At 52.3% G+C, this 26,749-nt stretch carries 20 protein-coding genes and 1 pseudogene; 13 read left to right on the top strand and 8 right to left on the bottom strand.

From position 1 onward, the window contains the following. Positions 1 to 23: 23 nt before the first annotated feature. Positions 24 to 2,549, bottom strand: coding sequence for a glycogen/starch/alpha-glucan phosphorylase (locus tag SIB79_RS10095; RefSeq protein ID WP_063404856.1), 2,526 nt, complete (start codon positions 2,547 to 2,549; stop codon positions 24 to 26). A 120-nt stretch (positions 2,550 to 2,669) separates the two neighbouring features. On the opposite strand from SIB79_RS10095, the gene SIB79_RS10090 reads away from it, so the two are divergent. From SIB79_RS10090 to SIB79_RS10075, 4 genes are all read left to right on the top strand, one after another. After that, the gene (locus SIB79_RS10090) at positions 2,670 to 2,963 is read left to right on the top strand and encodes a hypothetical protein (protein ID WP_063404859.1); all 294 of its coding nucleotides are present in this window, start codon (positions 2,670 to 2,672) and stop codon (positions 2,961 to 2,963) included. Then, on the top strand, positions 2,908 to 4,281 hold the full coding sequence (locus SIB79_RS10085) for a cation:proton antiporter (RefSeq protein WP_011131309.1): 1,374 nt from the start codon (positions 2,908 to 2,910) through the stop codon (positions 4,279 to 4,281). The genes SIB79_RS10090 and SIB79_RS10085 overlap by 56 nt, the downstream gene beginning before the upstream one ends. A gap of 74 nt (positions 4,282 to 4,355) precedes the next feature. Beyond that, a complete protein-coding gene (locus SIB79_RS10080; protein WP_063396773.1) occupies positions 4,356 to 5,315 on the top strand; it encodes an alpha/beta fold hydrolase in 960 nt (319 codons plus the stop codon). Positions 5,316 to 5,322: 7 nt separating this feature from the next. Further along, positions 5,323 to 6,189: a galactose mutarotase gene (locus SIB79_RS10075; protein ID WP_063405388.1), complete on the top strand. Its 867-nt coding sequence runs from the start codon at positions 5,323 to 5,325 to the stop codon at positions 6,187 to 6,189. 456 nt (positions 6,190 to 6,645) lie between these two features. On the opposite strand, the gene SIB79_RS10070 is transcribed toward SIB79_RS10075, so the two are convergent. Further along, on the bottom strand, positions 6,646 to 7,887 hold the full coding sequence (locus SIB79_RS10070; RefSeq protein WP_081215705.1) for an FAD-binding oxidoreductase: 1,242 nt from the start codon (positions 7,885 to 7,887) through the stop codon (positions 6,646 to 6,648). Positions 7,888 to 7,901: 14 nt separating this feature from the next. Between SIB79_RS10070 and SIB79_RS10065 the strand changes: the two genes are divergently transcribed. Further along, positions 7,902 to 9,290: a four-carbon acid sugar kinase family protein gene (locus SIB79_RS10065; protein WP_063404861.1), complete on the top strand. Its 1,389-nt coding sequence runs from the start codon at positions 7,902 to 7,904 to the stop codon at positions 9,288 to 9,290. Here SIB79_RS10065 and SIB79_RS10060 read toward each other — a convergent pair. From SIB79_RS10060 to SIB79_RS10050, 3 genes are all read right to left on the bottom strand, one after another. Continuing rightward, complete coding sequence (locus SIB79_RS10060) at positions 9,174 to 10,619, bottom strand: (Fe-S)-binding protein (protein WP_074161359.1); 1,446 nt, start codon at positions 10,617 to 10,619, stop codon at positions 9,174 to 9,176. The two genes, SIB79_RS10065 and SIB79_RS10060, sit on opposite strands and share 117 nt — an antisense overlap. Positions 10,620 to 10,854: 235 nt before the next feature. Then, a complete protein-coding gene (locus tag SIB79_RS10055) occupies positions 10,855 to 11,568 on the bottom strand; it encodes a sulfotransferase family 2 domain-containing protein (protein WP_063404868.1) in 714 nt (237 codons plus the stop codon). 33 nt (positions 11,569 to 11,601) lie between these two features. Continuing rightward, a complete protein-coding gene (locus SIB79_RS10050) occupies positions 11,602 to 13,026 on the bottom strand; it encodes an NADP-dependent isocitrate dehydrogenase (RefSeq protein WP_063404870.1) in 1,425 nt (474 codons plus the stop codon). 142 nt (positions 13,027 to 13,168) lie between these two features. On the opposite strand from SIB79_RS10050, the gene SIB79_RS10045 reads away from it, so the two are divergent. After that, complete coding sequence (locus SIB79_RS10045; protein WP_063405392.1) at positions 13,169 to 14,143, top strand: glycosyltransferase family 2 protein; 975 nt, start codon at positions 13,169 to 13,171, stop codon at positions 14,141 to 14,143. Here the strand turns inward: SIB79_RS10045 and SIB79_RS10040 are convergent. Further along, the gene (locus tag SIB79_RS10040; RefSeq protein WP_063404872.1) at positions 14,128 to 15,435 is read right to left on the bottom strand and encodes a ChbG/HpnK family deacetylase; all 1,308 of its coding nucleotides are present in this window, start codon (positions 15,433 to 15,435) and stop codon (positions 14,128 to 14,130) included. The genes SIB79_RS10045 and SIB79_RS10040 overlap by 16 nt on opposite strands. A gap of 12 nt (positions 15,436 to 15,447) precedes the next feature. Then, the gene (locus SIB79_RS10035) at positions 15,448 to 15,651 is read right to left on the bottom strand and encodes a hypothetical protein (RefSeq protein WP_063404874.1); all 204 of its coding nucleotides are present in this window, start codon (positions 15,649 to 15,651) and stop codon (positions 15,448 to 15,450) included. A gap of 269 nt (positions 15,652 to 15,920) precedes the next feature. On the opposite strand from SIB79_RS10035, the pseudogene SIB79_RS10030 reads away from it, so the two are divergent. From SIB79_RS10030 to SIB79_RS10000, 7 genes and pseudogenes are all read left to right on the top strand, one after another. After that, a pseudogene (locus SIB79_RS10030) lies at positions 15,921 to 16,052 on the top strand (biliverdin-producing heme oxygenase); the annotation flags it as partial. A gap of 146 nt (positions 16,053 to 16,198) precedes the next feature. Then, positions 16,199 to 17,236: a glycosyltransferase gene (locus tag SIB79_RS10025; RefSeq protein ID WP_063405394.1), complete on the top strand. Its 1,038-nt coding sequence runs from the start codon at positions 16,199 to 16,201 to the stop codon at positions 17,234 to 17,236. 174 nt (positions 17,237 to 17,410) lie between these two features. Next, on the top strand, positions 17,411 to 19,228 hold the full coding sequence (locus SIB79_RS10020; RefSeq protein WP_063404879.1) for an ABC transporter ATP-binding protein: 1,818 nt from the start codon (positions 17,411 to 17,413) through the stop codon (positions 19,226 to 19,228). Positions 19,229 to 19,235: 7 nt separating this feature from the next. Beyond that, positions 19,236 to 21,461: a glycosyltransferase gene (locus SIB79_RS10015; RefSeq protein WP_063404881.1), complete on the top strand. Its 2,226-nt coding sequence runs from the start codon at positions 19,236 to 19,238 to the stop codon at positions 21,459 to 21,461. Next, positions 21,458 to 22,672: a glycosyltransferase gene (locus SIB79_RS10010; RefSeq protein WP_063404883.1), complete on the top strand. Its 1,215-nt coding sequence runs from the start codon at positions 21,458 to 21,460 to the stop codon at positions 22,670 to 22,672. Before SIB79_RS10015 ends, SIB79_RS10010 begins: the two co-directional genes overlap by 4 nt. Continuing rightward, positions 22,656 to 23,933: a glycosyltransferase gene (locus SIB79_RS10005; RefSeq protein WP_081215706.1), complete on the top strand. Its 1,278-nt coding sequence runs from the start codon at positions 22,656 to 22,658 to the stop codon at positions 23,931 to 23,933. Before SIB79_RS10010 ends, SIB79_RS10005 begins: the two co-directional genes overlap by 17 nt. Beyond that, on the top strand, positions 23,930 to 25,063 hold the full coding sequence (locus tag SIB79_RS10000; RefSeq protein WP_063404886.1) for a glycosyltransferase: 1,134 nt from the start codon (positions 23,930 to 23,932) through the stop codon (positions 25,061 to 25,063). The genes SIB79_RS10005 and SIB79_RS10000 overlap by 4 nt, the downstream gene beginning before the upstream one ends. On the opposite strand, the gene SIB79_RS09995 is transcribed toward SIB79_RS10000, so the two are convergent. Further along, positions 25,048 to 26,277, bottom strand: coding sequence for an O-antigen ligase family protein (locus SIB79_RS09995; protein WP_155724709.1), 1,230 nt, complete (start codon positions 26,275 to 26,277; stop codon positions 25,048 to 25,050). The two genes, SIB79_RS10000 and SIB79_RS09995, sit on opposite strands and share 16 nt — an antisense overlap. Positions 26,278 to 26,749: the final 472 nt, after the last annotated feature.

Here is a 26,749-nt window from a genome sequence, read left to right as displayed (position 1 = left end):
CTAATCCATCGTTTATTGATTTTTCAGGGCACATCGCAGGTAATTTCTACGGGGAAGGGCTCAGCTTTCCAGATTGTCTGACAGTAGTCTTGGATTGAGCGGTCTGAGGAGAAGAAGCCAGTCCTTGCGGTGTTTAACAGTGACATCCGGTTCCATTGTTTCCGGTTGGTCCAGGCTTGGTTGACCTCGTCCTGGGCGCGCAGATAATCGGCGAAATCGGCTAATACGAAGAATGGATCGAAGCCAGTTAGGTTGTCGAGCAGGGGGCGGAACAGTTCTCCATCGCCGTTGCTGAAATGGCCAAGGCCGATCAGCCTTAAGGCTTCCGCTAGCTCGGGCAAGGTTTCAACAATTTGCCTGGGTCGATAGCCCTTGGTTTGGAGTTCCATGATTTCCGTCTCGGTTTTGCCAAACAGGAAGAAGTTCTCAGGGCCGACTCGCTCACGGATTTCAACGTTGGCACCATCAAGGGTGCCGATGGTGAGAGCTCCGTTCATCGCGAACTTCATGTTGCCGGTGCCTGAAGCTTCCTTGCCTGCGGTTGAGACCTGTTCGGAGAGGTCTGAGGCGGGATAAATCTGCTCAGCGAGTTTTACGTTGTAGTCAGGTAGGAAAACGACCCGAAGGCGGCCCTCCATATCGGGATCAGCGTTGATTGTTTCGGCAATGCCATTGATGAAGCGGATGATCAGTTTGGCCATGTAGTAGCCAGGTGCTGCCTTGCCTCCAAAGATCACGGTGCGCGGAGCCATTCCCTTGGCCTGGCCGTTCTTGATGCGCAGGTAGTGGGTGATCACCTGCAGGGCATTGAGGTGTTGGCGTTTGTATTCATGGATTCGTTTGACCTGCACATCGAAGAGGCTCGAAGGATCCACCAGAACACCGGTTTGTCGATGGATGTAACCGGCAAGTTTGCGCTTCACCGAAAGTTTGGTTGCTCCCCATTGCTCTAGGAAGGCGGTGTCATGTTGCCGCTCCTCCAGCTTGGTGAGTAATTCCATGTTGGTGATCCATTCAGGACCAACGTGTTCATCGAGTAATCGTGAGAGGGCTGGGTTGGCAAGGGCTACCCAGCGCCGCGGAGTGACGCCATTGGTGACATTGGTGAATTTCTCCGGCCAGATCTCAGCGAATTCCGGCATCAGCTGTCGCTTCAACAGATCAGAGTGCAACGCCGCAACACCGTTCACATGATGGGCTGCAATGGTGGCCAAGTTCGCCATGCGCACGGCCTTGCCACCATCCTCATCGATGATCGACAATTTTCTCTGGATCGCATCATTGCCTGGGTAACGCAGGCGTACCTGTTGTAGGAAGCGGCGGTTGATCTCATAGATCAGCTCAAGGTGGCGGGGCAGCAGGCTGGCAAAGCGAGTGAGATCCCACTTCTCTAGGGCTTCTGGCAACAACGTGTGGTTGGTGTATGCGACTGAGCGGGTCGTGATGTCCCAGGCGGTGTCCCAATCCAGATAGTGCTCATCAATGAGCAGTCGCATCAGCTCTGCTACCGCAATCGCCGGGTGGGTGTCGTTGAGCTGAACGGTCCAGTGATTAGGGAACTCTTCAATGGGAATGCCTCGGTTTCCAAGACTGCGCAGCATGTCCTGGAGGGAGCAGCTCACAAAGAAGTGTTGCTGCTTGAGGCGCAGGCGGCGTCCTTCATCGGTGCCGTCATTGGGATAGAGCACCTTGGAAAGGGTTTCTGAACCAACCTTTTCTTCCACAGCGCCGTAGTAGTCACCGATGTTGAAGGCGTAGAAATCAAAGCTTTCAGTCGCGTCTGCTCGCCAGAGGCGTAGGCGGTTACAGGTGTTGACCCGATAGCCAAGGACTGGCACATCGTGGGGAATGCCGATGGCATGCTCGGAGGGGATCCAGCGTGAGCGGTAGTTGCCCTTGCCGTCGGTGTAGCTCTCGGTGCGACCACCAAAGCCTACGAAGCAGGCCTCCTCGGGTTGGGGGAGTTCCCATGGCCAACCACCCTTGAGCCATTTGTCTGTGACCTCTACCTGCCAGCCATCTCGGATCAACTGGTTGAAGATGCCGAATTCGTAGCGGATTCCATAGCCGATAGCTGGCACCTGCAGGCTGGCCAGTGATTCCATGTAGCAGGCGGCAAGACGGCCTAGACCTCCATTGCCGAGACCGGGCTCTTCCTCGACCTCAAGGATCTGATCGAGTGATTCGATCCGGAAGCGGCGTAAAGCTTGCTCTGCGATTTCTTTCGAGATGCCAAGGTTGAGCAGGTTGCTGTTGAGCTGCGGACCGATGAGGAATTCAGCAGATAGATAGGCCACCGTCTTGTGGGGTCGGGCTCGAATCGCCTCAAGACTTGCCAGGTAGCGAGTCATCAGCCGATCCCGCACGGCATAACTCAGGGCCATGTAGAGGTCATGGTTACTTGCTGTGGGAGCAAGTTTTCCGAGGGTAAAGAACAGATGTTCTGTCATCCCGTCGAATACAGCATCGGCATCCAGCCCGGCTCGTTCAGGGTCGGCGAAGCACCCCGGAGTGGGCAGGCGTAGATCTAGGGGGTGGGAGCTGCTCATGACGGCGGAGAGAAAATAATGTTGGAGGGCTGGAGGCTCTCCTTGTAAGGGGTATTAAGGGAACGAGTAATCAGGCGTAGCAGGAGTCAGTGGCCAATCGGCAGCTCAAAAGGTGTCAAGGTGATTGATTGGTTCATCCTCGTCACGTGTGTTGAGGATGCTCATTCTCTTGAGGCGAAGGGTTTAGGCCATCGAACCCAGCTGGGGAATCTCTGGAAGTTAGCTGCGATGTGCGGCTTGTTTGCCCTAGCAACCGCACATCAACACCTGCAGGTTCTCCTCACGCTTCGTTTTGAGCACACCAAAGCAGGATTTGCCTTTCCTTTAATCTCGCTCACAAAGACTGAAATCCGGCTCCATGGTTTTGCATTCAGTGTTGTCCGTGCTGAGCAGCCACGACGTGGAGGTGGCTGAAACTTTGATCGGTGTGCTGAATTTCCTGCTGATTTTTGTTGCAGCACGCACTCTGGCTGAGCTTTTGGTGCGTTTGCATCTACCTACGATCGTCGGCGAACTGCTGGCAGGGGTTCTGATCGGGGCCTCAGGTTTGCATCTATTGGTGCCGCCGAGTACTCATTCTCATTTGAATGAGGGTTTGGTCAGCCTGATCAGCGCTTTGGCCTCGATTCCTCCTGAGGCCGTACCAGACCTCTATTACGAAACCTTCCCCTCTCTGCAAGCGGTTGCCACGCTCGGCTTGTATGCCCTGCTTTTCCTCACCGGGTTGGAAAGTGAGTTGGAAGAGTTGGTCGCTGTAGGAGTCCAGGCCTTCACAGTGGCCATGGCTGGCGTGGTGCTGCCTTTTGCCTTAGGCACCTTTGGTTTGATGGCTCTGTTTCAGGTGGAATTGATCCCGGCAATTTTTGCTGGTGCTTCGATGACGGCTACCAGCATCGGCATCACTGCCAGTGTGTTTGGCGAACTCGGTTATCTCAAAACGCGAGAGGGCCAGATCGTGATTGGTGCGGCTGTGCTTGATGACATCCTTGGCATTGTGATCCTGGCTGTTGTTGTGGCCTTGGCCACAGGAGGCAACCTCGAGATTGCCCCGATTGTGAAACTTGTCGTAGCAGCGACAGTGTTTGTGGTCTTAGCAATCGTGCTTAGCCGTACTGCCGCTCCAGCCTTTGATTGGGTGATCGACCGACTTAAAGCGCCTGGAGCGGTTGTTGTGGCCTCGTTTGTGATTCTTGTGCTGTGTTGCTTTATCGCTACGGCGATTGGTTTGGAAGCCGCTTTGGGGGCCTTTGCCGCTGGATTGATCCTCAGCAGCTCGAAGAACAATCACGCGATTCAGCAGTCGGTTTTGCCGATCGTGACCCTCTTCGCCACGATTTTCTTTGTTTTGGTTGGCGCTGGCATGGATCTTTCAGTGATCAATCCTCTGGATCCTGCGAGCCGCTCTGCACTCGTTGTGGCTGGCTTCCTGGTTGTTGTAGCGATTGTGGGCAAGATTGCTGCTGGTTGGGCTTTCTGGATTGACAAACCCACCAATCGTTTGGTTGTTGGTCTTGGCATGATGCCGCGCGGTGAAGTTGGTTTGATTTTTCTTGGGCTTGGTACAAGCGCCGGACTGCTTTCTCCTTCTTTAGAAGCTGCCGTTCTATTGATGGTGATTAGCACCACCTTCCTTGCACCGTTGCTTTTGCGTTTGGTGCTTAAAGACAAAACGCCTGGAGGCGGCAACTCCATCCCTGATGACGTTGCTGCCAATCCTGTTGGCCTGGTTTAGTGCAGCTTTTTTGATTGCATAGCCCTGATAAGTAAAAGAATTGCCTACCATCAACTTTCGCCACCGTCGCCGTTGTGACGTCAGCTCCATCTGCCGTTCTTAATCCTTCCTGGAGCCATCTGGGGCACGATGTTCATTGTCTACATCGCATCCCAGATCAGGATGTTGAGCATGGGGGACGCAAACGGCCGGCATTGTTGTTGGTGCATGGCTTCGGGGCTTCTACCGATCACTGGCGCCACAACATTCCAAAGCTTTCTCTCACCCATGAGGTGCATGCCATAGACCTACTTGGCTTTGGTCGTAGTGCCAAACCTGGTGGGCTCGATTATGGCGGGGACCTTTGGAAAGACCAGTTGGTTGCATATGTCAATGAGCGCATTGGAAGGCCCACTGTGATTGTTGGCAATTCGCTGGGAGGTTATGCCGCCTTGGCTGCAGCTGCTGCTCTTGAATCGCAATCGGCCGGAGTGGTTTTACTGAATGCTGCTGGTTATTTCAGCGATGAGAAGTTTTCTCCAAAACCAAAAGACATGAGTTCGAGGCTTCGCCAGATGATTGGGCAAGGTCTTTCAAGGGATCTTGTGGTGAAGTGGTTGATATATCCCTTGATCCAGAGAATGATCTTTGAGAATCTGCGCAGGCCTGGTGTCATTCGCAGGACTCTCGAGCAGGTTTATATAGACCCTGCCAATGTTGATGATGATCTAATTGAGTCGATTCGTAGGCCTTCTCTGGATCCAGGCGCATTCCAAGTGTTTCGCAATGTTTTTCAGGCACGTGGGCTTAGGGGCAAGGCTATTGATGAATTGTTCAATGATTTGCAAGCTCCTCTGTTATTGCTCTGGGGTGATGGTGATCCTTGGTTGAGGAATGCAAAAGCCAAGCAAGATAAGTTTCGCACATATGCCAAAGAAGCTTCTTTGGAAGTGAAAGAGGTGCTTTTAAATGCTGGACATTGCCCTCATGATGAGGTGCCTGACTTGGTGAATTCTGAATTGCTGGAGTGGCTAAATGGTTTGAGTATTGCTTGAATTTGGAATGATTGACGGCCATAGTTCTCCTCTTCTACGCAAGCAGAGTCCCTATCCTCATTGGCAGTACCTGCATCCAGAAAGTGGTGATCGTTTGCGGATTGTGCCTGAGCGAGGTGGTTTAGTCACTGAGTGGTGTTGTAACGGCCAGGAGCTGCTCTATTTGAATCAGGAGCGTTTTGCAGATCCAGAGAAAAGTATTCGCGGAGGCATTCCAGTGTTGTTTCCCATCTGCGGAAACCTGCCAGGTGATTTATTACCCTTGCCAAGTGGTGATTTCATTCTTAAACAGCATGGTTTCGCTAGGGATCAGCCTTGGGAATTACAGTTATTGGAAGATCACAGTGGCGTGAAGATTAGCCTTGTTGATAGTGAAGAGACGCGTGCTGCTTATCCATTTGCTTTTTTGCTTGAGATGGTGGTGCGCCCGATTCGCAATGCTTTAGAGATCGAGGTAGATGTGCATAACCGTAGTCAAATTGCGATGCCCTTCAGTTTTGGTTTACACCCTTATTTCAAGGTGACTGATTTGAACAAGGTTCGCCTCGAAGGCTTACCAAATTCATGTCTCAATCATTTGCAGATGGCAGAAGCTGAAACTGCTATCCAATTGGCAGCTTTAACTGAGGGGGTGGACTTTTTAACTCGCCCTGCGGGCCCAGTCACCCTTGTGGATGAAGCCTCTGGGAGATCTCTGCAGCTTCAGCATGAGAATCCCATGGATCTCACTGTGGTGTGGACTGATCCGCCGCGGCAGATGCTATGCCTTGAGCCTTGGACTGGGCCGCGGGAGGCATTGATTAGTGGTGATCGCAAGTTGGAGATCGAAGCTGGTGGCCAGCAGAGGCTGAGATGTTCCTTGGTTAACTGTTGATCAATTTTTCCTGTTGATGTAACTTTAACCCCCAGTGAAAATATCTTCATTTTCAGATTGAGTATGCATAGTCTGAATTGATATTGGCTGGTCAAGCTTCTGCCTTTTGGCTCGTATTCGGCCATGTCATAAGATTTAAATTAATCTACCTTGATTGGACTTGCCTTGCATGCATCCTTGCGCAAAGGACTTGGAGTCTTGGTCTTGATGGCCTAATCATTTTCTAAAAGTTTAATATGGCATATGTTGATCTCTGCAGTGACCATGGCTTGTATATAATCTTTTAGGGTTTCAGTGAATTGATTGATATGCTTGGGTGCGATTAAAGACTTGGGAAGAGGTCTGACTGTTGAGATTTCATGCCTGATAGTTGTCTATATGCTATTGATCATGTCATGGATTAAGTCTGAGAAGATCCTGCGCTTTTTGATGCTCTATTGAGGCATTCTGCCATGCCTACTTGGCCGTTGATTGACCGCAAACCCCTGGCAATCTCCCTCTTGCTAGTTGTTGTTTTGGATCGAATTGTTGCTTCACAGCTTCAATCAGTGGCCTTGAGGGTGCATCCAGCCAAGCAGGCAGGCGAGCGCCAGCTTGGCTGGGTTGCTGCAGGAGCGTGAGCTGGCCACCGAGGCGAGCAATCTCGTGGCGCAGCGCGTTGAGATCCTCGCTTTGACTGATCCCTTTTGCGTTGGCTGGTGATATTTGCCAGCCGTCGCCGATGCCAGCACCAGCGGCAAGCTGCCAATGCCAGCCGTTGAGGGCTTGCAGTTCTTGGCTGGCGATCAGCCGGTGAATGTTGCTTGGTTGCAGCGCTACCCGTACCAGCCAGTGGCTGCTATCGAAAGATCCTTCAGATGGGTGTGGCTCTTGATGGGGGCCGAGCCAGTCAAGCTGTTTTGTGCCCAGTTGATGTTGATTGGCGAGGGCTTTGAGGTGGCCTATTTGGTCGTTGACTGCTTGATCGCTCACGCTGGCCACGCCGATGTTGAGATGCCAGTCTTCTAAATCTGTTTTGATCCAATCGCAGTATTCCGGTGTGAAGCTGGTGCGCAATAGTGCAGCTCGCCATGCTTCCAGCGCTTCCAGAGAACCATCAAGGCGAAGGCCGATGTGTGCTGGGCGGATTGGTTGGCAGCGCAGAGTGAGTTCCGTGATCAGAGCCAAGCTGCCCCAACTGCCGCACAGCAGGCGCATGAGGTCATAGCCAGCCACGTTTTTGACTACCCGGCCTCCAGCATGCGCAGCAATGCCATCGCTCCGCAGGAGTCCGATTCCGATCAGTTGGTCGCGGATACCCAGATGACGCTGTCGCAAGCCGCCGGCGAGGCCACGAGCCACCAACCCACCCAAACTTCCAGCACTGTTGGGATCTGTATTGGCTTGGCTTCCCCTGGGCCAGTTGACGGCTAGCCATTGATGGTGTTCTTTCAAAACCATTTGTAGCTCTGCCAGCGGCAGGCCGGCTTCAACAGTGATCGTGAGGTCGTCGACAGCGTGATCAAGGATGCGATTGAGACCACTCACGCTGATTGGTTGTGAAGGTATCTCCACAGGCGGCCCCCATTGCAGACGGCTGCCAAGACCACAGGGCAGCCAGGGGGTTGCTGCTGCATGCAGCTCTGCAACAAGATCGGCCAGCTCCTTTGCCGTAGCAGGTGCTGGCACGTTGGCGGTATCGGCGAAGAACGTGTTCACGTCACGATGGTGCCATGAAGATTGTGGTGCTTGATGACGACCCCACCGGCTCCCAGACTGTGCATGGCTGTCTGCTGCTGCTGCACTGGGATGTTGATGTGCTGCGGCATGGGTTGCGCCACCCTTCGCCACTCTTGTTTGTGCTGGCCAACACACGTGCGTTAGCCCCTGATCAGGCGGCATCCCGCAATCGTGAGATTTGTTCTGCTTTGCGGCAAGCATTCGCGGCGGAAGGCATGTCACCAGCTGAAGTTGTTGTGGTCAGTCGCGGTGACTCCACGCTGCGCGGTCATGGCGTTTTGGAGCCTGAGGTGATCGCTGAGGAGCTTGGCCCCTTCGATGCGACGCTGCATGTTCCTGCCTTCCTCGAAGGAGGGCGCACCACGGTGAATGGCGTGCATTTGCTTGATGGCAAGCCAGTGCATTCCAGTGCTTTTGCCAAAGATCGCTTGTTTGGTTACAGCACCAGTGATCTCCCTGCTTGGCTAGAGGAGAAAAGTGGTGGGCAGATCCGAGCTCAAACTGTTCAGCGCCTCTGCCTTGCGCAGTTGGATGCGGCTGTTGAAAATCAAGATGCTGCGACGCCATTGCAGACAGGCCGCACAGAGTTGCGTCGTTGGTTGGCTCGGCTTCATCACAATCAGTCTGTGGTGGTGGATGCGGAGCGTTCTGAGCAATTGCTGGCCTTAGCAGAAGCGGTAAGGAAGTTGGCTGGTCATAAGCGTTTTCTGTTTCGCTCTGCAGCAAGCTTGCTCAATGCGTTGGCAGATCTTGCACCCCAACCTCTTGGTGCTGATGGCTTGGCTGGCATGCGACGGAGCGATCACTCAGGTCAACGATGGCCTGGGTTGGTGATGGTTGGTTCCCACGTTCCTTTGGCTGATGCTCAGTTGGAATGTTTACTCGAGGAGCCAGAGTGCATGGGGGTGGAATTGCCAGTTCCCCGCTTTGCGCAGATCTTGCAGAGAGGCTTTTCTGATGGGCGCTTGGCTGAATTGGAGCAGCATTGCTTCAATCAGCTTGGCGAGGCGCTTGCCATCGGTCGTACACCGGTGTTGTTTACGAGTCGCGGTGAATTGGATTGTTCGACATCAGCTGCAAGGCTGAGCTTTGGCGTTGCTTTGGCTCAATTGATGGCTCGTCTGGCGGCTGCTCTTGCGCCGAGGTTGGGCTATTTGATCAGTAAGGGTGGAATTACAACCCACACTGTCTTGGCAGAAGGGCTGGGCTTGGAGATGGTGCAGCTTGAGGGGCAAATCTTGCCAGGCTTGTCGTTGGTGCGGCCTTTAGCTGGAGATGGCTTGGTTGATCTGCCGATCCTTACCTTCCCCGGAAATCTTGGCAATGAAACCACGCTGTTGACCGCCTGGCGATTGATGGAGGCCGGCGGCACAGGCCAGTAGTTCCATTGGATGGGCAACTGCTACATCACCATTCAGATGGCGGCGGAGTTGCAAGGTGCAGCCAATGTTGGCGCTGGCAATCAGTTCAGCTCCAGTGTTGCTGAGGTCAGCAACCTTGATTCTCCCCAGCTCGGCAGCTTCTTGCGGGTTGACCAAGTTATAAATTCCGGCGCTCCCACAGCAAACTCCGGCTTCTGTGGCTTCACTCAAAACTAGATGGGGAATGGCCTTCAATAATTGTCTTGGTTGGGCTTGGATTCCTTGGCCATGAATCATGTGGCAGGCATCGTGGTAAGCAACTTTCAGAGGAGTTTGGGGGCTGGCAGGCTGCCCATTGTGATGGGCAAGAGGCTGAAGGTTTTGCTGAAAGTTGCTGTCGAGGCCTTGTTCCGCCAGGAATTCATGCACATCGAAGACGGGAATGTTGAAGCTTGCTGTTGCGTTGAGGAGTTCGCCGTAGGCCTTCATCGTGTGGCCACAGCCCGAGGCGGCCACCAGCACAGCCTCTAAGTGCTCGGCTCCAGCAGGTCGCCCTGGGCCGACAACATTGGCAAAGCTTTTGACAAGCTTCTCGGCTAGCTCTCGGGTTTGTTTGAGTTGTCCCTGGTGGTGGGAGACGGCGCCGCAGCAGCCTTGATCTTTTGGCACAACGACTTCAAAGCCATTGGCTTGCAGCACGGCAATAGTGGCTTGGTTCACGTTGGGATCGAAGCAACGTTGCACACAGCCAAGAACAAGCCCCACTCTGCTGCGGCGTTGACCTGTTGCGGGGTGGAGAACCTGCAGATCATCCTGAAAATTTTCTGCTGCAAGAGCAGGCAACAAGGCCTCCATCGCTTCCAGTTGGGGCCCAAGAATTTTGTTGATACCGAGGCGGCGGCTGAGCGCTTGTATTGGTGTACCCGCGTAGGCACGCAAAGGTTGCAGAAGGGCGCGCAGTCGGCCGGGGTAGGGGAGCAACTTCAGCAGAACTTGGCGAAAGTGGTTCTGGCAGGGGCTGCGAAGTTCTGCTTGGTTCAGTAAAGGGCGCGTGGCCTCGATGAGCTGGTCGTAGCGAACTCCTGAGGGGCAGGCACTCACACAGGCAAAGCAACCTAGGCAGGAGTCGAAGTGGCTAGCGACGGTGGCATCAAGCTCCAGCTCACCGTTGTCGATCGCCTTGAGGGTATGGATTCGCCCTCGCGGTGAATCCATTTCAGTGCCCAACACTCGGTAACTGGCGCAGGTTGGCAGGCAGAAACCGCAGTGAACGCAGGGGTCGGCGGCGTCTGCTGGGAGGCTGCTCAGGACCTTGTCAGTTTGGTTTGGCGTGACGTCAACAGAAGTCATGCTTTAAGTCTGGCGACTTCCATGTCGCTCTGTTGCATCGTCGAATTATTCGCCATGCCTTTGCATAAGCGTTGGGTTTCTCCTGAAGCCTTTGCTAGTTGCACCAGTGATTCATGTAGGACGGCAGTGGTTATATGGTGCTGAGCCTTTTTGTAGGAAAACTACCTTTCTTTTTCAGCATTGATTGAGGGAGCATGCGAGTCAGCGGAGGCCTAATGGCTCTGTGCTCTATGTGTCAGTAGCTGTATCCAGATAGCTCGATTTCGCGTTCGAAAATTAACCCAATTCTTGCGGCTTGCTCCTCATTGAGAACGTCTCGATAATGACGCTTATCGCTGCGAAAATGTCGCTTAGCATCGGGTAATTTTGGGTTGCCAGGAAGATTTAACTCCTCGAAAATTCGATTCACTTCTGCCTGAATATTTTCATAACGACAAAGCCGATTAACAACGAGCTTGCCGTTCAAAGTGTACATCTCTTGACTGCGTCTAGCAATTCCTTTGATTTTTGAGCTGTTGAGGAATGAGTCTAGGCTGATCGGATCAGGCTTATTCCTGATCGACCAGAAATATTGAGAAATCACGAGATCCCATGGATTGCGAACGAAGCAGAAGCGAAAATAAGATTCCCAGAGATCGGGTTGTAAATAGTTCAGAATTTTCTTGGGTGTAATATGAGTGTAGTAGCCAATCTCTTTAACCTTTTCAGATATACAAAGGCCAGTTAGCTTTCGCTGAGCGAGAAGTGATAGATAGGCTGCTTTGTTTTGCCAAGGCATGAAATGTCGTGGCCCTGGATAGCGTAATCTTCTTCTTATTTCCTCATCTTTGCCCAAGGGAGTAATGATATCTTTTTGATTGCAGGCACTTGAAAAAGTAATCCCTATAGCAGTCGAGGCAGTTTTGCGGTTGGCGATAAAAATGAACCGTTGGCTATTGCTAATAATCATTTATTTGTGCTGTGAAGTGATTTAGCATTAGCCTTAGAAGTGGCTGATGACGGCCTCAGAGAAGCCACTGCAGCTCACAGGTTCTACGGGTGGGTCCATGAGGCGAGCCAGGTCATAAGTGACCTCTTGATTGGCAATCGCAGCACTGAGCCCTTTTGTGATCAAGTCTGCAGCTTCTTGCCAGCCCAGAAACTCCAGCATCATCACGCCGCTGAGGATCACCGATCCTGGGTTGATGCGATCAAGGCCGGCATGCTTGGGTGCTGTTCCATGGGTCGCTTCGAAGATGGCAGCGTTCTCGCCGATGTTGGCTCCCGGGGCCATGCCTAATCCGCCCACCATCGCTGCGGCTGCGTCAGAGATGTAGTCGCCATTGAGGTTGAGTGTTGCCAGGATTGAGTATTCCTGCGGCCGCGTTTGGATTTGTTGGAAGATGCTGTCGGCGATGCGGTCATCGACAAGCACCATCCCTTTCCATTGGCCGTTGCCATGACTGGTGCCGATGGCATCCAGCACGCCGTGCACTTCGGCATCGATGCTGGCCTTTCTCTCAGGCGTGAGGCTGTCATAGCCAGGCTCGATCATGCGGGCATTGGCTTGGATGCTTAGTTGTGGATCGTTTTCAAGATTGCCGAGAATCCAGCTCTCCCTTTCGGTGATGCACACGTCGCGGAACTCGCTTGTGGCGAGTTCATAGCCCCAGTCACGGAAGGCTCCTTCGGTGAACTTCATGATGTTGCCTTTGTGCACCAAGGTGACGTGGCGCTTGTCGCCCTTCAGCCGAAGAGCATGTTGAATCGCTTTGCGGATATGACGCTGGCTGCCGTGCTTGCTTACCGGCTTGATGCCGATGCCTGAGCCTTGAGGAATCTGGCGTTTGCCGAGCTTGCCGTTGGCGGGAATGACGACAGTGTTGAGATGTTCGCGCAATGTCTGGCCGACTGGATCATCGGCTTCCCATTCCACCCCCATGTAGATATCTTCCGTGTTTTCTCGGTAGACGATGACATCAAGATCCTGAGGCCGTTTGTGGGGGCTGGGTGTGCCCTTGTAGTAGCGACAGGGGCGGACGCAGGAATACAAATCGAAGATTTGACGTAGGGCCACATTGAGGGAACGGATGCCGCCACCGACTGGAGTCGTGAGGGGACCTTTGATGGCGACCCCATAGGTGCGGATCGCTTCAAGGGTGTCCTCTGGTAGGTACTGGTAGGTGCCGTAGAGATCGCAGGCCTCGTCACCTGCATAGACCTTGAACCATTCGATACGACGCACGCCTTGATAGGCCTTTGTTACAGCTGCATCCAGCACTCGTTGGGTCGCCGGCCAGATGTCCACACCTGTGCCATCACCGCGGATGAAGGGAATGATTGGCTCGTTGGGTACGACTGGCTGACCGTTCACGAAGCGGATTGCCGTGCCCTGGCTTGGGGCGGAGAGCTTCTCGAACTGAGCCATGGGAAACGTGCGCGACGGTGACGCGTGCTCAGGCGAGCCTATGCCTTGGTGGTGGACCTGACGACCAGACTTAAGCGACGTAGCTTGAGCTTGCCAAATTCTTCTCGAATTCAGTAGTGCTGTTCTACGTTCATAGTGAATGATGGAGAGGTCATCAATCTCAGAGCGTTTGCCTGGTCAGATCTGGGTAGTAGCTGCCTGTTTCAATGAAGAGGCTGTGATCTGTCAGTTCATCGAACGAGTGCTTGTCTTGCCGGAAGTTAGTCATTTGTTGCTGGTGGATGATGGCTCACGTGACGGCACGGTGGCTCAGATCCGCTCATGGCAGCAACGATTTGTTGGTTCTAAGGCTTCTACTCCAGTCACTTTGTTGGAGCTCACAAGGAACTTTGGTAAAGAATCGGCAATGCTGGCCGGCTTGGATTATGCCCAGGGCCACTGCGATGCTGTGGTGCTAATTGATTCAGATCTTCAGCATCCGCCAGAGTTGATTACGCAGATGGCTCAGGCTTGGCGTGATGGTGCTGAGGTTGTCACTGCAGTCCGTGACGATCGTGATCAGGAATCAAGATTGAAAGTAACAACTTCCTCCTGGTTCTACAGGGTTTTCAACCGGGTAGTGGATTCCATTCAACTGATTGATGGAGCAGGAGATTTTCGTTTGCTCAGTGCACCAGTTGTGCAAGCCCTCACTCAAATGCGTGAATTCAGCCGTTTCTCCAAAGGTTTGCTGCCTTGGACTGGATATCGCAGTGTCGAGCTGAGTTACAGCAGGGTGAAACGAATGGGAGGTCGTAGCTCCTGGAGCCCCCTGAAGTTATGGAGCTATGCCCTTGATGGCATCTTTTCCTTCTCAGTGATTCCTCTTAAGGTTTGGAGTTTTTTGGGCCTTGTAGTTTCCTTAATTAGTTTGCTTTACGCCGCAGTTATCGTTTTGATCACGATTTTTAATGGGGTTGATCTTCCTGGCTATGCCTCACTGATTGTGGCGGTTCTGTTTTTGGGGGGCATTCAATTGATTGGTATCGGTGTACTTGGCGAGTACATCGGTCGGATCTATGTGGATACCAAAGCGAGACCACACTATTTCATTAGGGCCATTTACGGTTCACTTTGAGTGGAGGAACTGGCTTGTAGTTTTTTGACTGCTTGCCACTCCAGTTGACGCCATGAGGATGAGAAAAATGTACGAGATAAAGGGAAATCTGTTAGGCCCTTATGAATCTCTTCTGGCTTTAGCGGTGCAGCTGGATGCGATAGCAGCAAAGGTTGTGTTTGCGGTGGTGAGAATGAAACAGATTTGAGGTCTTGCCAAGCGGCTTTGAGCGGAGCATCCACCATTCGCCCTGTGAAAAGCACGCCGGCAAATCGGACGTTGGTCGCGACTAACGCTTTGCGCAGTCGTGGTAAAGCCATGCGAGTGAGGCTCTGCAGCACAAGCCACTTCAACCAGCCACCATTCATTAGAGCTGTTAGCCAGTAGCGTGATGAGAGCCCAGTGGGCAAGGGCTCAGCAGTGGTGCGTAACCAGCTGATGCCTTGCTCAGGTGCTAGTTCGAGGATTACATCGAGCACGATTGGCACCAGATGCACATGCTGATGGCCATCAATGGCGATGATGGTGAGTCCAGTGAGTTCTCGAAATCGCTGGATTTGAGAATTCAGTTCACAGCGAAGTTGTCTTTCAAGTCGTCGTCGTCTTGGCGCCTTTTTAGGTAGGCATGATGCCAGCATTAACGTCCCAAAAGAGCATTTGAGCCGCCCTGCATCATCAATGAGTCCAGACACTTGTTGAGGGGGCGCTACTGCTCGACCTTCGCTTAGGCAGAGGTGCAAGCACAGTTGAAGGCTGGGGCAGTTTTTACATTTTTCAATAGCGGACTCAACAGCATTGCCATTGACCAGCAGGCTGGCGCTGTCCAACTGCTTGGCCGCAGCAAGAGCAAGGATGGCGGTGTTGGTCGCATTGGTGAGACCTAGGTCATCGGCATGCAGTTGAGGCTTCGTCTTGTTCGATCGTTGCTGCCGGCGCATGCTGAATCGGGCAGCCCTTGACCAGATCAAAGCATTGAGCAATGTCGGTGTAAAAACCAGCATCACTGTGGTGATGGGTAGTGAAGCCCAAGGGTTGAGCGCCAATGGCAACAGTGCACTCACGCTGACATTGACACTGAACTGCAGAAGCAACCAGCGACGTGCGAAGCGCTGTCCAGTTGTTTCTGAACGGAAGGTGTACAGGGCATGGCCTAGATAGCTGACCAATGAGGCGGCTAAGAAGCCACTGAGGTTGCTCAGCCAGAACGGTATGAGCTTTGCCATGAGCACCAGCAGCGTTGCGTGTATGGCTGCAGCTGCTAGTCCGACTAGTCCATAACGCCCTACTCGTGCAGCCAATGGCTGCAAACTCATGACAGCCCAGTCTCAAGGACTGCATTCATCGCCTTGAGATGATCGAGTAGCAATAAACATGACATGGCAGAGCGATTCCTCATCAGGGACAACATCAAAGTGCCGCAACCGTAATGGCATGGCACTGATTGATCCTGCAAGATTGGTCCGCTTCAGAAGACTGGATGAAGTCGCTACACGATGCATCACTTGGAGTTTGCTCAGGGCCAGATTCAATGGGCATGTCTTGAGTCTGCATATACCAGCCGCTCAATCCAGCTTCATTTGTTGATGGGATGATCCAGAGATTTGCAATAGGTTTGAGGGTGAGCCCCTTGATCTTGCTCTAATAAATACACCTTTGGAGCTAGTGGTTTTAGTGCCGCCTTGTTGATGCAAATCAGTTCAGCGGCGAGGTTGTTCTCTTAACCCTCTGCAATCGATGACTTCATGAAGCAGCCAGTTATTTTTAATGTCCTTTCACCTGTAAATGCTTTGTTTCCCCAATGGCGGTAGCCCTTTCGAGCGCACTGAGAGAAGGTATTAAGGCAGCCCACACGATGGCCGAGAACACTGGTTTCGTGAGCTCTTTCCTCCAAGGCGTGGTTGATCTCTCCAGTTTTCGCAACCTAGTGGCTGCGATTGGGAAGGTCCTGTTTGTGGATGGTTCACGTGCCGCCAACGAGGTGGCAGCACCGAGGCTGTGGTGGCCTGAGGGGCTTTGTAATCGTCAGATTTGATCAAACTGCGGCATAGTTCTGCATCGGTTAGTCCCCTCGCCCCTGTGCGTCGCGTCTTTTTTCTGGTTCCGGGGACTACTGATCGCTATCGCTGCGGTGGTCTCTCAGTGGCGCTCCATACCGCAAGGTTGGTGAACAGGCTTATGCCTACTGATTTGGTGACTTATCGGAACCGTCAGGACGATTATCTGTTTTTGGATGATCTTTTGCAGCAAGAACCAGCTCCAGGAGAAACACTTTGGGTGGTGAGCTGGGGGTTTGAAGTGCCGAAGTTATTGCGGCGTCTAAGGGGGCGGCATGTGGTTTATCACGCCCATAGCAGCGGCTATGGATTTGATCTTCCATCAGGGGTTCCTGTCTTCGCTGTGAGCAGGAATACCCTTGGCTACTGGGGTGACCGAGCACCTCGCAATCCTCTTTTTTTAGTACCTAATGCTTTAGAGCCGTATTGGTTGGAGCGAGGTGCTCGGCTTGGAGCAGCTGTGGCTGAAGCTGGAGATCGCCCAATCGATGTCTTGGTGCAGGAGCGAAAGAGTAGCCGTTATGTGTTGGGGCAATTAGTTCCTGCCTTGAGAAAGCTAGGGCTGAAGGTTGTGGTTCAGAGTGGCTGGGTGGAGGATCTGGTCGCTCTGTTCAACGCTTCTAAGGTTTATATCTACGATTCGGCTGAGTATTGGCGGAGTAATGGCCTGAGTGAGGGCTTTGGCTTGCCCCCTCTAGAGGCGATGGCTTGCGGCTGCGTGGTCTTCAGCAGTTTCAACCATGCGCTCGCCGATACACTTGATCCGAGTGTGGTGGGCCATCAGATTGGTTGCGGCAGTCTTGCCTGGGATGTGCGACGGATTTGCGAATCTGTGCGAGAGCCGGCGGCTTGGCATCCAACGCAGGAGCGGCTCAATCAGCTGTTAAGTGAACATACGGAAACGGCTTTGATGTCGCGTTGGAGATCGGCGTTGGCTGCTATTGAGACCATGCCGTCAGATGAAGTGCCCCTCAGGAGGTCTCCAACCTTTCTGATGCGATTCAATCGAAAGGTTGGCCGAATATTGAGGCTTTTGAGACGGCTGATCTCTCGCCGCTAATTGTGGCTTCTGTCTTTCTGATGAGCTGCTGCATCGACTAGGGGACTTGGGGATGGTCAATCGGTTACCTGGCTGGCCGACCTGTTGCTGATTGTGGAGGTTGGCAACCAGTAACTTGAACTTTAAGGATGCTTGCGTTTCGTCTGCCTCCGAGAAGAATTGTGCGGCGTGTCCATGCTCTTGCAAAGCCAGACCTGGAATGAACTAAGACAGCTGCTGCGTCAACTTCCTTCTAAGCGCATCAACCTTCTGATTCTTGTTTTGCTGGCCTCCTTTTTTCAGGGCTTGCTTGACATGCTTCTGGTTGGTCTGCTGGCCAGGTTGGTAGGGGTGATGTCGGGAGCGACGTTGCATGATCGTATTCCGGGTATTCGCTTTTTTGGTGGCGGAATTCTTGATCAAACCGGATGGTTGTTAGGACTCCTAATCGCATCATTCTGGTTTACTTCGGCGATCCGTTTTGGTGTTTCGCTGATGCAAAGCATGCTCAGTGCGGAGATCTGGACAGATTTAGTTAATAAGGTCTATGCCAATTTGATGTTGCAACGCTATGAGTTTTTCACTCACAACCGAACTGCACATCTTTCCGAGCGCTTCAACAGAATTCTGAACCGTGTTTCAACCACAGTTGTTACACCTCTGATCACAATTGTTGGTAACACTCTTTCGGTTTTGGTTCTTCTGGTCGGAGTTGTTTTTGTGCTCGGCTGGAATGCGTTGTTGATTTTTGTCTTGATGTTGGCTGCATATTCGCTTGCCTCAAGGATTATTACCCCCTATTTACGCTTGGCAACGAAGCAAAAGGTTCGTTATTCGCGCCGGATCAATTTGTTGCTGATGGAGTCGCTTAGGTCGATGAGAGATGTGCAGATTTATTCGGCCGATGAATTTTTTGTCCGCCGTTTCTCACGTGATGGTGTCGTCGCCAAGCGTTATGACCGTCTCTCTAAGTTATTGCCTGATGTGCCTCGCTTCATCATTGAGCCTGCAGGGATCACGATTCTATTTTTAGTTGGTCTGGCTCCGGCATTATTGGCTGGGGATACAGATCGCATCAGGGAGGCTGTGCCGACTTTGGCAGCAGTCCTTGTTACTTTGTTGCGTATTTCCTCTCCCCTGCAGTCTATGTTTCGCAGCATTAACAAGCTGCGGGGTGGGCTGCCTGAAATTAAGGATGCCCTGCAGTTGTTGAGTATGACCCCTGATCGCCTTGTGCTTTCTTCGCCAGGTGTGCCCACGCCTGATGGGGTGATGCCGCGTAGATTTATTGAGCTCGAGGGAGTGGGTTTTTGCTATGGCGGCAGCGATCGCGAGGTGCTTAGAGATGTCAACCTCACCATTCCGGTGGGTTCCAGGATCGCTTTAGTTGGGCGTACTGGCAGTGGCAAGAGCACTCTGGCTCATTTGTTGTTGGGGCTATTTCGTCCCACTCGAGGAGAACTCTCCCTTGATGGAGTTCCTCTTAATGAAGAGGAGGTGCCAGCTTGGCAGGCCAATTGTGCTCTTGTTCCACAGGATATTCGCCTTCTTGATGCAAGTGTGCGCGAGAATATTGCTTTCGGCCAGGATTTAGAATCAATCAATGATGATGATATTTGGGCCGCGCTGGAGGCGGCCCAGTTTGACGACTATGTGAGTCAGATGCCCTATGGATTATTCACCATGGTTGGTGAGAACGGGGTGAAACTTTCTGGCGGTCAGCGTCAAAGATTGTCTCTGGCTAGAGCTTTCTTTCGCAATGCCAAGGTGTTGGTGTTGGATGAGGCAACAAGTGCTCTCGACAACAAAACCGAGCATGATGTTTTACAGGCACTTGAGTTGATAGGTAGACGCTGTACCACGATTGTGATTGCCCACAGACTTACTACAGTCAAGAAGTGTGATCGTATTTATGAATTGCAGGATGGTTGCATCAAGGCATCCGGTGATTACGAGACACTTTGCTCCTCGTCTTCATCTTTTCGAGAGATGACTCGTTTCGAGAGCGCCTGAACTGACCATGGCTGACTTTGTGGTTCTTTCAACTGCTGACTGGGATCATCCGTTATGGACCAATAAGCAACATGTTGCTGTGTCCCTGGCGGCTGCCGGCCACAGAGTGTTGTATGTGGATTCGCTCGGTCTGCGTCCTCCTCGTGCAGGGGCGGCTGATCGAGGCCGTATCCTGCGGCGTCTTGGTCGAGTGTTGCGTCCGCCTCGGCAAGTGGGCGAGGCCCTTTGGGTGTGGTCACCTCTTGTGCTGCCCGGCGGGACGGCTGGCTTTGCTTTGATTCTGAATCGGCAATTATTCACTTTGGGGCTGCGTTTTGCCTTGCTTTGGCTGCGCTTCTGGCAACCAATCCTTTGGACTTATAACCCACTGACATGTCGCTATTTGGCGTTGGGTAGTTTTGGTGGAAGCATTTATCACTGCGTTGATCGCATCCAGGCTCAACCAGGTATGCCGGCGGAAAGGATCAGCGCAAGCGAGCGGCAGCTTTGCCGAGCTGTGGATGTTGTCTTTACCACTTCCCCGGATCTACAGGCTGACCTGGAAAAGATTCATCCTCATACTCATTTTTTCGGCAACGTCGCTGATCAGCAACATTTTGGACAGGCATTGAGTGGAACATTGCCGTGTCCTCCTTCTCTCAATGATCTCCCTAGGCCTCGCTTGCTATTCATCGGCGCCATTGATGCCTACAAGCTGAATTTGCCGATGCTTGAGATCTTGGCGGCGCGCCACCCTGAGTGGACCTATGTCTTTGTTGGTCCTGTGGGGGAGGCAGATCCCGAAACGGATGTTTCCAATTTGCTCACGTTCTCCAATGTTCACTTCGTTGGCGCGCAGCCCTATAGCGATTTGCCTTCTTGGCTTGCTCACTGTGATGTCGCCTTGCTGCCATTGCGGCAAAACAGCTACACCCGTCATATGTTCCCGATGAAGTTCTTCGAGTATTTGGCGTCTGGGAAACCAGTCGTTGCCACTGCGATTCCTGCTCTTCGTCCCCACGCTGTAGCGGCACATCTTTGTGAGTCTGAAGCGGACTCCTTTGAAGTGGCAATTGCCAATGCGCTTGCTTCTGAAGGACCGGCTTTGACGGAGCGACTCGCTATAGCGGCAGCACACACCTATGAGGTGCGAACAGCAGCCATGTTGTCGGTGCTGAACGAGCTGGGAATTTTGCCTGACGCTCGAGTCAGTGGTGTTTCCTCTGGACGAGCCAGAGTCAGAGTGCGTCGTCTTCGTCACTATTGGCATGAATGGCTCCTGTCGCAGCTCGCGACTTCCTTGGCTGCTGGGCTGGATCGAATTGGTGCCCATCAGAATGCCTTGGAGATGTTGCAAGTTTTTAGACACCGTTGGCCACTCAATCTGCCTGTGCTACGTGCCTTGATTCCACGTTCAGTGCAAGCAGGTGATTTCAATTATGCGCTTGAAGTCATGGAAGATCTTTGGATTAATTACGGCCAGATTTCTTACTTACGCAAATTACTTTTTCGTCGGGGTTCGCGTCCTGAAGATCTACAACAGCAGATTGCTTTGTTCGAAACTTTAGCCAGAAGTGTTCGGCTGCCATTGACCTACCGATGTTATTCCCGAGTCGTGCTGGCCTATCGGATGGTTGAGAGTGGGGATCAAGTCAGAATGCGTGAATCAGCGCTTGCTTTGCAGTGGTTTGTTGTTCAACTTGAAAGTGATCCAGGCACAAGACTATGTCGGCGAGCAAATCGCTCGAATCGAGCAAAGTTATTGATTTCTTGCTATTCAACACTCACGCGCTTGTATTTAGCGCTTGGCGATCGAAAGTCAGTGGCGGCTATTGGACGAAAAGCAGCGGAGTTTATGGATGGGTTCGATCTGAATGCGATAGATAGAGATACTTCCTTCCGCTTGACTCGCAATCTGATGCGATGCCTCACGATCGATGTCCTTGAAGCTTGGCGTTTGGGGGATCAATCCCTTTATCAGAGGGCGAGGCAAAGGCTTGTTCTGGTTGTGGATCATTGTCATCAATCCATCCATGATGAAAGCAATGCGCAAGAGGATCATCGAGGTTTTGCCAAGGCTCTTCTTGAAGAGGTTGATAGCCTGGAGCTAATGATCACTGGTCCCAGCCATGATCCGCAAAGGATTCACGAATTATTGCGATTAATGGTTAAGAATAAGGGATTGTCACTTGATGGAGTGTTGCCCTTATTCCCTGATTATCTAGATACTAAACTTGCTGAGGTCTGTCAATGAAGGATGTGGTTGATGCCTCATCGCCACGAGTGCTTTTGTATGTTGACTCTTTGAAAATTGGGGGTGCGGAGAGGATCACTCTCACCCTTGCACAGTGGTTGTATCAGGAAGGTTGGACTCCAGTTGTTTTAACCCGTCAGCCTTTGGGAAGGGATTTTTACCCCATTCCGGCTGGAGTTGAGAGGGCAGCTGAGCCTGTTGATCCAGATTGGCTCAAGAGGCTGCGTTGGTTTGGTTTCCCATGGCGGGTACAGCGTTTGCGGTGTTGGATTCGGCGTGAGCGGGTTGCCGTGGCTATTGGTATGACAACGTTGCCAGCCATCAAGCTGCTTCTAGCCACACGTCCTCTGGCTGTGCCATGCGTTGTTTCTGAGCGGAACTATCCACCGGCTAAGCGACTTGCTCTGCCTTGGCGGTTGTTAAGACGTTTGACCTATCCATGGGCAGATCTCCATCTAGTGCAGACCCGATCCACGGGCAAGTGGCTTGCGAACAATGTTGGAGCCAAGCATCAGCTGCTGTTTCCGAATCCCGTGCAGTGGCCACTGCCATGTTTTGATCCTGCCCCTGACCCAGAGTCTTGGCTTGCGGCTGCCGGGGTGGTTGCAGATGACCCTCTCATTTTGGCTGCTGGCACCAAGGCCTATCAAAAGGGTTTCGATCGCTTGGTGCAGACCTTTGCCTTATTGGCAGCTCGCTCGCCAAGGGTGCAACTCGTGATTTTGGGCCTTGCGTCGACGACCTATCACGGCATGGATCAGCAGGCCAATTTGCGAGCTCTGCTTGCTCAACATGGCGACTTTCAGGCTCGACTTCACTTCCCGGGGCGCGTTGGCAACATGATGGATTGGTATCAACGTGCTGGGATTTATGTTCTTCCCTCGCGTTATGAGGGTTTCCCTAACGTGTTACTGGAGGCCATGGCGGCAGGCTGTGCTTGTGTTGCCTCTGATTGCCTCACTGGCCCAGCCGATTTGATTGAGAATGGTCGTAATGGGCTGTTAATGCCTATGGAGGCTTCTCCCATGGATTGGGCTGAGGCTTTGGCTGAGCTTTTGGCCGATACAACGCGGCGCCGTTCATTAGCCAAACAAGCATTAGGTGTTCACGAACGATTTGCTCAAAAGGCTTTGCGTCAGAGTTTCTGTAAAGCTCTGGCAGGCTTGCAAATAGCAGATCATCAGGGCATTCGGCATGGCAAAGATGGATGATCTTTGGCTGGTGTTGCCTCATTTGGGACCGGGCGGTGCCCAAAAGGTTGCTCTTCTCGCTGCTGATCACTTCGCGGCTCAGGGGCTAAGCCTGCGTGTTGTGACTTTGCTGCCAGGTCATTCCATTGCCCATTGCCTCCCTGATGGACTTGATCATTTTGATCTCGGGCCTGCTGTCGATGCCGCTTGGCGCAGGGATCATTGGAATCGATCTTTGCTAGCTCGTGGGCGACGATTCGTTTTTGCACAGCGGAGACGACTACATCGCATCTCCGCAAAACTTTTGCTGCTGCTGGTTTGGCCTTGGTTGAGTAGCGAGGCTAAGCCTGGCAGGAATGGCCTTGCATCAGGATTGCTCTGTTGGTGTGTACACGGGGTTGGTGGGCCTCAGGCAGTGCTGCTTAAGGATTTGTTTCGCCAGCATCAACCTCAGCGGGTCCTGGCGTTTTTAAGTATTACCAACATGTTGGTGTGCCAGGCCCTATGGGATTCGTCGACCCACCTGGTGATTTCTGAGCGCAATGATTTATCGCGTCAGTCGTTGCCTTTCCCTTGGCAGCGGCTTCGTGAGGTTCTCTATCGTCGTGCCGATGTGGTCACCGCCAATACCGAAGGCGTTCGGCAATCTCTTGAGTGTTTGCCCAACTTGCAACGCCTAGAACTATTGCCCAATCCCCTGCCGGGAAAGGGTGAATCCCTCCATGTTTCCGATGCAGGTTATGGGATACGGCCAGAGGCGTTTGTGACCGTGGCAAGGCTGGTTCCTCAGAAGGGCATTGATGTTTTGATTCGTGCGCTTGCATTAGTCACTGGACCAGCCAGTCAATGGCCAGTTCTTTTGGTAGGCGATGGCCCGGAACGGTCGGCACTGGAGAATCAGGCGGCAGTCGAGGGTGTCGCCCAACGTGTGCATTTCAAGGGCTTTCGCAGGGACCCAGAGACGTATCTCGCCGCAGCGTCTGTATTCGTGTTGCCGTCAAGATTTGAAGGCATGCCCAATGCTCTTTTGGAGGCGATGGCTGCCGGACTTGCTGTGATTGTTACTGACGCTTCACCAGGGCCACTAGAGGTGGTCGAACATCGCCGTTCCGGCATTGTGGTTCCCAGCGATGATCATCATGCGCTGGCCAATGCGATGTTGGAGCTTGCTGGAGATGCTGCTCTTCGAGCTCGTTTGGGATGCGCCGCACGTGAACGCCTTACAGCCCTTGATTGGCCGCAGGTGGAAACACAGTGGCGTTCAGTTCTTGCTCTGCCATGAGCATTCGCTTGCTTGTGTTCGCGCCAACACAGCGAGCGCCAACGGAAACTTTTGTAAGAGCCAATCTTCAGGGACTGCCTTTTGAGATCACGGCCTATTTCGGTGATGAGCAGCCGCTATCTGATCCAGGTCGCTTGGCCTATGGACTCGCCATTCTTGTGAGTAAGGCGCTTACAAGATTTGGCTTTTTGCGGTTGGCCTCGCTGCCAGGTTCTTTGGTTGCCTTGCTCTTGATCCGTCGTCACCAGCCCGATGTGTTGATGGCGGAGTTCGGTTTTCATGCGGTACGCATCATGGAGGCGGCCACTTGGAGTGATACTCCATTGGTGGTACATTTTCGCGGTTCTGATGCTTCGGCACGGAATAGGCTGGGACTCCTAAAAGAACGCTATCGCCGATTGATGGTGATTGTCTCTGGGGTCATCGTTAAAAGCCAACCGATGCGCCGTACCTTGCTGGATTTGGGCGCAGCAGATGAGCACATGATTGTCAGCCCTTCGGGAGCTGATCAACGACTATTCCATGGTGCCGACCCTGGCAGTTCCGCACCTTTATTTGTAGCCATAGGCCGTTTTGTTGCCAAAAAAGGTCCGCTGGAAACAATCCACGCCTTCGCCGCTATGCGACAACTATTGACTGAATCTGAGGTTGCAAAAACTAGCTTGGTAATCCTTGGCGATGGACCGCTGTTGAATCAGGCCAAGCAGTTAGTGCACCAGTTAGGTCTTGGCAAAGTTGTGAGCTTGCCTGGTGTCGCTGGTCGAGACACGGTGGCACAACTTCTAAGGCAAGCGCGTTGCTTTGTACAGCATTCTCGTGTAGCTCCTGATGGAGATAGTGAAGGTAGCCCTGTAGCGGTGATGGAAGCTCAGTTGAGCGGCCTACCCGTAGTAGCGACACTTCATGGAGGAATTCCTGAGGTTGTGCAGGAAGGCATCAGTGGTTTTTTGGTTGATGAGGGGGATTTGCAGAGGATGGCCTCTGCTATGGCGCGCTTGGCTCGCGATCCAGGTTTAGCCAGTCGCATGGGCTTGGCTGGACAGCAACGCGTGGCATCACGTTTCACGGTAAGCCACCATTTGGCGGCGGTTGCTGCGTTGCTTGAGAAGGCGAGTCAGAAACGTTCTTGACTTGATTCGTCGCTAGCCGGTTTGATTACGCAGAGAGCAGTGGCTGCTAGAAGGCCAATTAATATTTGGTTGACTTGACTGCGATGGTGGATTGTTGTTGATAAGGCATTGAATGCGAGAGCAAAGTTAATTCCTAGAGCCATTTCTGGCCACGTGGTGCCACGAAACCCAAGAGGCAGAACTTCGCGAATAGAGGATTGTTGTCTTAAAAGTCCTCTCACGATCAATATTACCAGCATCATTAATGCAATGATTCCGAGCAGGCCGTGATGACCACCCATCTGGGCTAAGGTGTTATGGGCATGGCCAAGATGTCCTAACTTATGGTCGTGATTTGGAATGTGATAACACAAATTATTGAGTCTTTCGCTTGACCAGCCAACACCGTATATGAATCGGTTATTTCCTGAGAGCATCCCTGATAGCCAGCACACAGCTGCTGCCAGGCGGTGGCTATCTGAATAAACGTTATCTCTCACATTAGGTCCTAAATACCACCAAAGAATGAGGGCGATTGCAAGCAGAGCAATGAGAGAGATTGCGAGAGTCCAGAATTTTTTACTACGACCTTTTAGGCGCATCACCAACCAGGCCATCAATGCACTAATTGGTACGGCCCATGTCGCCATTCTCGATCCACTGCCGAGACAAAGTAGGTATCCGCTGATTGCTCCTGCTAGTGTTATTCCCTTGATAAGTAATCCACGGTTAAGGATAAACGAGTACCAAGAGGCCATAGTGACCATCACCAGCAGAGTGGCAAAGCGATTCAGGCTTCCGTAACCATCCAAACTTCTATTGAAGATCGGCTTTACGGAGCTAATGACGAGTGGAAATCCAGAGGTAATGGCTTCGTGAAGGAACAGGAAGCTGATTGGAAGGGCTGCGATGCCGAGCCAAGTGAGCGTGTGCTTCCATTGTCGCTGGCTGAGCAGCGAGCCGACCAAGAGTCCAAGTGCAATGAGGAGGAATTGCACTGCCCCTTGCAGATCAGTGCGCAACGTAATCATGCGGGTGTTGATGAGAAGCAATCCCAGGAGAAGGATCAATGGAGTCTGAAATTTTTCCTCGAAGTTTCGATCGCCGTTGATGACTCCTTGCAGTAAAGGAACAAGCAGCCTCCAAGCCATCCAGATCACCAATAGCCCCAGGCTTGTTGTCTTTAAAGGTTTGTCTTGAACTGTGTGCAGAACAATACTGATGGGTAGCAGCACGTCGACGGGCTGGATTTCAATGAGCCATCTGTTGAATATTTTGATTAAATTAAGGTTCATCTTTGTCGGCCGATTGGGAAAGGATTGGGGGTGATGTTTTGTCTTTGGGTGCTAAGATAGCTTCAAGCTTGTGTTAATTTCTGGCAGTCATGGATTTTCTTGGGTTGTCAAGACTCTCTGGGAGGTTGTTCATCATGCTCGGTCGCTGATGATCTTTTGCCATTGCATCGATGTTTGCAAGGTTATGGCCTCTTGGGAAAGGGATGTGGGGCTTTTGTCTTTGGTATGGCGGTATTGATGTAGTTCATCTCACCATGCCGTCTTGGTTAATGGGAGTCTTTTTGATTGGATTTTAGAAATTTACAAGTAGGGCATCTGCATTTGCTCATGGCTCCCCGCTCGATTCATGTTGGCGTGGCAATGGCAACCTTTTGATTGGCAGGGTTAAGGACTTTGCTGGAAGCGGGTCGTG

Source organism: Prochlorococcus sp. MIT 1342, from assembly GCF_047304495.1.
In the GTDB taxonomy this organism is placed as follows: Bacteria; Cyanobacteriota; Cyanobacteriia; order PCC-6307; family Cyanobiaceae; genus Prochlorococcus; species Prochlorococcus marinus_D.
This window is presented reverse-complemented; position numbering and strand designations above follow the sequence as displayed.

Excerpts from the sequence above, each read along its gene's own strand:
- SIB79_RS10095 (WP_063404856.1), bottom strand. The coding sequence starts at position 2,549 with ATGAGCAGCTCCCACCCCCTAGATCTACGCCTGCCCACTCCGGGGTGC.
- SIB79_RS10085 (WP_011131309.1), top strand. The coding sequence starts at position 2,908 with ATGGTTTTGCATTCAGTGTTGTCCGTGCTGAGCAGCCACGACGTGGAG.
- SIB79_RS10075 (WP_063405388.1), top strand. The coding sequence starts at position 5,323 with ATGATTGACGGCCATAGTTCTCCTCTTCTACGCAAGCAGAGTCCCTAT.
- SIB79_RS10065 (WP_063404861.1), top strand. The coding sequence starts at position 7,902 with ATGAAGATTGTGGTGCTTGATGACGACCCCACCGGCTCCCAGACTGTG.
- SIB79_RS10060 (WP_074161359.1), bottom strand. The coding sequence starts at position 10,619 with ATGACTTCTGTTGACGTCACGCCAAACCAAACTGACAAGGTCCTGAGC.
- SIB79_RS10055 (WP_063404868.1), bottom strand. The coding sequence starts at position 11,568 with ATGATTATTAGCAATAGCCAACGGTTCATTTTTATCGCCAACCGCAAA.
- SIB79_RS10050 (WP_063404870.1), bottom strand. The coding sequence starts at position 13,026 with ATGGCTCAGTTCGAGAAGCTCTCCGCCCCAAGCCAGGGCACGGCAATC.
- SIB79_RS10045 (WP_063405392.1), top strand. The coding sequence starts at position 13,169 with ATGGAGAGGTCATCAATCTCAGAGCGTTTGCCTGGTCAGATCTGGGTA.
- SIB79_RS10040 (WP_063404872.1), bottom strand. The coding sequence starts at position 15,435 with ATGAGTTTGCAGCCATTGGCTGCACGAGTAGGGCGTTATGGACTAGTC.
- SIB79_RS10020 (WP_063404879.1), top strand. The coding sequence starts at position 17,411 with ATGCTCTTGCAAAGCCAGACCTGGAATGAACTAAGACAGCTGCTGCGT.
- SIB79_RS10015 (WP_063404881.1), top strand. The coding sequence starts at position 19,236 with ATGGCTGACTTTGTGGTTCTTTCAACTGCTGACTGGGATCATCCGTTA.
- SIB79_RS10010 (WP_063404883.1), top strand. The coding sequence starts at position 21,458 with ATGAAGGATGTGGTTGATGCCTCATCGCCACGAGTGCTTTTGTATGTT.
- SIB79_RS10005 (WP_081215706.1), top strand. The coding sequence starts at position 22,656 with ATGGCAAAGATGGATGATCTTTGGCTGGTGTTGCCTCATTTGGGACCG.
- SIB79_RS10000 (WP_063404886.1), top strand. The coding sequence starts at position 23,930 with ATGAGCATTCGCTTGCTTGTGTTCGCGCCAACACAGCGAGCGCCAACG.